The 4,379-nt window shown below is 71.8% G+C and carries 3 protein-coding genes, 1 pseudogene and 1 riboswitch; of the genes and pseudogenes, 1 reads left to right on the top strand and 3 read right to left on the bottom strand.

Translation table 11 applies throughout. The features are described from left to right. Nucleotides 1-282 precede the first annotated feature (282 nt). A riboswitch (ZMP/ZTP riboswitch) is annotated at nt 283-372 on the top strand. Between the two features lie 19 nt (nt 373-391). Then, nucleotides 392-1,828: a glycine hydroxymethyltransferase gene (locus tag ABZ749_RS30230; protein ID WP_357233747.1), complete on the top strand. Its 1,437-nt coding sequence runs from the start codon at nt 392-394 to the stop codon at nt 1,826-1,828. Nucleotides 1,829-1,941: 113 nt separating this feature from the next. On the opposite strand, the gene ABZ749_RS30225 is transcribed toward ABZ749_RS30230, so the two are convergent. The 3 genes and pseudogenes from ABZ749_RS30225 to ABZ749_RS30215 form a co-directional block, all read right to left on the bottom strand. After that, complete coding sequence (locus ABZ749_RS30225) at nt 1,942-2,202, bottom strand: hypothetical protein (protein ID WP_357205073.1); 261 nt, start codon at nt 2,200-2,202, stop codon at nt 1,942-1,944. A gap of 67 nt (nt 2,203-2,269) precedes the next feature. Beyond that, complete coding sequence (locus ABZ749_RS30220) at nt 2,270-3,604, bottom strand: PLP-dependent aminotransferase family protein (protein WP_357233745.1); 1,335 nt, start codon at nt 3,602-3,604, stop codon at nt 2,270-2,272. A 3-nt stretch (nt 3,605-3,607) separates the two neighbouring features. Continuing rightward, nucleotides 3,608-4,255, bottom strand: a pseudogene (locus ABZ749_RS30215) (alpha-hydroxy acid oxidase); the annotation flags it as partial. Nucleotides 4,256-4,379: the final 124 nt, after the last annotated feature.

The raw sequence follows: 4,379 nt of genomic DNA, 5'->3' as shown, positions 1-4,379 counted from the left end.
GGCGGGCGGCGGGGGCGGGGGGCGGGTAGGGGGTCAGCTGGCTGGGCCTGGTTCGGCCATCCGGCGGTGCTGCTCGGACTTGAGCCTGTCCGGAATGATCTTGCCGGCGGCGGGCTGCACCTTGCGTGGTCATGTTGTCGACTCCTTCTGTGCGAAACCTGGCCGCACCCGTGACGGCGCGGTGGTCACCTACCGTGCGCCCCGCGTCGCATCGCCCAATCACGTTGGCGGGGTCGCCTCCCGGAGGGCGGCCCGAACGGCCGGTTCCGGCCCGGTAGGATCCTCCCGGGCCGTTACTGGCGCGTGGGGATGGAGAACCATCGGGGAGCGGCCTCGTCACGTGGACGTTTGCCGAGCGCCTGGGCCTTCCCGCACGTCTGTTGGAGGTCGCATGTCCCGCAACGCAGAGTCCACCGCATTCCGGAGTGCCCTTGAGGTGATCCGGGCTGTCGAGCCGCGGGTCGCCGACGCCATCGGCGCCGAGCTGACCGACCAGCGGGAGTCACTCAAGCTGATCGCCAGCGAAAATTACGCCTCCCCGGCGACCCTGCTGGCCATGGGCAACTGGTTCAGCGACAAGTACGCCGAGGGCACCGTCGGCCGCCGCTTCTACGCCGGCTGCCAGAACGTCGACACCGTCGAGGCGCTCGCCGCCGAGCACGCCCGGGAGCTGTTCGGCGCCGCGCACGCGTACGTTCAGCCGCACTCGGGCATCGACGCCAACCTGGTCGCCTTCTGGGCGGTGCTCGCCGACCGGGTGGAGTCCCCCGCCCTGAAGAAGGCCCAGGTCCGCCAGGTCAACGACCTCACCGAGGCCGACTGGTTCGCGCTGCGCCGCGAGCTGGGCAACCAGCGGATGCTCGGCATGTCGCTGGACGCCGGCGGCCACCTCACCCACGGTTTCCGGCCGAACATCTCCGGCAAGATGTTCGACCAGCGCAGTTACGGCACCGACCCGGCGACCGGTCTGATCGACTACGACCGGGTGGCCGAGGCGGCCCGCGAGTTCAAGCCGCTGATCCTGGTGGGCGGCTACTCCGCGTACCCACGGAAGGTGAACTTCCGGATCCTGCGCGAGATCGCCGACTCGGTCGGCGCGACCTTCATGGTCGACATGGCGCACTTCGCGGGCCTGGTGGCCGGCAAGGTGTTCACCGGCGACTTCGACCCGGTGCCGCACGCGCACATCGTCACGACCACCACCCACAAGTCGCTGCGCGGCCCGCGCGGCGGCATGGTGCTCTGCCAGCCGGAGCTGGCCGACCAGGTGGACCGGGGCTGCCCGATGGTGCTCGGCGGGCCGCTGCCGCACGTGATGGCCGCCAAGGCGGTCGCGCTCGCCGAGGCCCGCCGGCCCGACTTCGCCGACTACGCCCAGCGGATCGTGGACAACTCGCAGGCCCTCGCCGAAGGGCTGTTGCGTCGGGGCGCGAAGCTCGTCGCCGGTGGCACCGACAACCACCTGGTGCTGATCGACGTGTCCGGCTACGGGCTCACCGGCCGGCAGGCCGAGCAGGCCCTCCTCGATTCGGGCATCGTCACCAACCGCAACTCGGTCCCGCAGGACCCGAACGGCGCCTGGTACACCTCCGGCATCCGGATCGGCACCCCGGCGCTGACCACGCGGGGCCTGGGCACCGCCGAGATGGACCAGACCGCCGAGCTGATCCACACCGTGCTGACCCAGACCACCGCTGGCGCCAACGCCGACGGCACCCCGTCGAAGGCGAAGTACACCCTGGACGCCGGCCTGGCCGACAAGATCGCCCGCCAGGCCACCGACCTGCTGGCCACGTACCCGCTCTACCCCGGCATCGACCTGAGCTGACCCGACCGACTCGCGTCGATCATGGAGTTGTGGTGCCCGAATGAGGGCGGGTAGCGAATGTCGCCCACCACCACAACTCCATGATCGACGCGGACGGGGGCGGAGAGCCGGGGTCAGGCCATGGGGCGCTTGAGGTGGTAGCGGTGGACTTCGGTGCTGCCTTGGACGTTGTTGACGTCCTCGGCGGCGGAGACCAGCTCCCACCCCTCCCGGCCGGCGCGGTTGAGGTGCGCGATGGCGGTGTCGCCGAAGGCGGTGATGTCCTTGCGTGACCCGTCCGGCGCGTACCAGACGAACGAGACGTGAAAATTGCGGCCCTGTCCCTGATAGCGACGGACGAGCAGGGCGTACTCCCAGGCAACCATGCGGCTTATTATGACCGTCCAACGAGGACGGCGGCACGCGGGTCGTCGCGCATTGCCATCCGATGAACGCGGTGTGTCAACCCGCCGGGCGAGCCAACTCGGCGGTGATCAGCGCCGCGAGGCGATCCAGCCCGACGTCGATCTGCTCCGGTGTGACAGCGCTCACCGACAACCGCAACGCGCGCACCGGCGCGGAGTCGTCGTAGAAGTGCGCCATCGGCGTCCACAGCACCCCGTGGTCGCGCGCCGAGCGGTCCAGCAACGCGTCGTCGACCGGGAACGGCACGGTCACCACCACGAAGAACCCGCCGGCCGGCACCGTCCACCGCACCCCGGCCTGGTCCGGGTGCTCCGGCTGATCCGGAAAGCGCCGGGTGAGGCCGGCCACCAGGTGGCGCAGATTCCTGGTGTACGCGGACCGCTCCCGGGTGTTGGCGGCCACCAGGCTGCAACCGTGCTCCAGCAGCCGGCCGCCGATCACCGCCTGCGCGATGGGCGACGTGTTCACGGTGACCATGCTCTTGATCATGGCGAGCTGGTCGGCGAGCGTGCCGACCGGCCCGCCCGGGCCGCCGACCCGCTGGTCGGCGACGACGTAGCCGACACGTGCCCCGGGGAGCACGGTCTTGGCGAACGAGCCGAGGTAGACGACCCGCCGGCCGGTGTCCAACGCCTTCAGGGTGGGCGGGCGCGGCCCGTCGTCGCTGTGGAACAGTCCGTACGGGTTGTCCTCCAGCAGCAGCAGATCCTCCTGCGTCGCCAGGTCCAGCAACCGTTGCCGGTGTGCGGTGTCGATACTGACGCCGGAGGGGTTGGCGAAGTCCGGCATCAGGTAGCAGGCGCGCGGCCGCAGCCCCGCAGCCCGGGCTCGGCGTACCTGGGCGGCCAGGTCGGCCAGGTCGACCCCGGTCGGCCCACCGGCGACCGGCCACACCGGCAGGTCCACCAGCCGGGCCGCCCCGGTCAGGCCGACGTAGGTCGGGGCGACCGCGAGCAGCACATCCGCCGGCCCGGCCCGCAACGCCCGCAGCACCAGGAACATGGCCTCCTGGCAGCCGACGGTCACCACCACGTCCTCCGGGTCGACGGTGATCCCCTCGTCGACGGCGAGGTTGCGGGCGATCAGGTGGTGCACGATGCCCTTGGTCCGGCCGTACTGCAGCAGCAGCCGCCGGGCCTGCTCGGGTCGGTGCCCCAGGTCGTCGACGAGGTGCCGGTGGAAGGTGTCCAGGTGCCGGTGCACCGCCGCGACGTCGAAGAACTCCTCGTACGGCCGGCCGGCCGCGAGGGACACCGCCGTCGGGTGACGCTCGGACACCTCGTTGAGGAAGTTCATCGAGGTCAGCGCCGGATCGCCCAGCGCGGGGTGCAGGTCGGCGACGGTCAGGTCGACCGGTTCGGCAGCGCTCATCCCTCAACCCACCCCGAGGGTGCGCAGCTGGCCGGCCGCCACCACGTCGGCGCAGCCGGCCAGGGTGAGCGCGTCGGTCAGCTCGGCGGCGAGCAGCCCCAACGCGTCCCGGGCGGCCGGTTCGCCACCGACTGCGAGGGCCCAGAGCAGCGGTCGGCCGACAAGCACCCCGGCCGCACCCAACGCCAACGCCCGCAGCACGTCGGTGCCGCAACGGATGCCGCTGTCCAGCAGCACCTGGCAGCCGTCCCCGACCGCGTCGACGACCTCCGGCAGCATGGTGACGCTCGCCGGTGAGCCGTCCAGTTGCCGCCCGCCGTGGTTGGAGACGACCACCGCGTCGGCGCCGACCCGTACCGCCTCGGTCGCGTCGCGCGGGTCCAGCAGCCCCTTGACCACCAGCGGCAGGTCGACCTGCTCGCGCAGCCACGCCAGGTCCGCCCAGCGCAGCGCCGGCGCGAACGACGCGGCGGTGTGCGCGGCGATCGCGGACACCCCGGGGGCGCCGGAGTGCGCCAAGGCGTCGCGACCGTCGGGGAGGTTCGCGGCGACCACCTCGGTCGGCAGCCGGAACGCGTTGCGGAGGTCCCGGGGGCGTCGGCCGAGCACCGGGACGTCCACTGTGACCACCAGCGCCCGGCAGCCGGCCGCGACGACCCGGCAACCGTTGCCGCTGCACTTCGCCCTCCGCGGCGTCATTTCCTGGCCCGATCAAGCGCACATTCCGCATCCTTCGATGCACGCCGCCGACCTGAGCATCGGCGTGCTCGGGGCC

This window comes from Micromonospora sp. NPDC047753 (genome assembly GCF_040642735.1).
Classification (GTDB): domain Bacteria; phylum Actinomycetota; class Actinomycetes; order Mycobacteriales; family Micromonosporaceae; genus Micromonospora.
The sequence above is the reverse complement of the archived record's forward strand: the minus strand, read 5'-3'. Positions and strand labels throughout refer to the sequence as shown.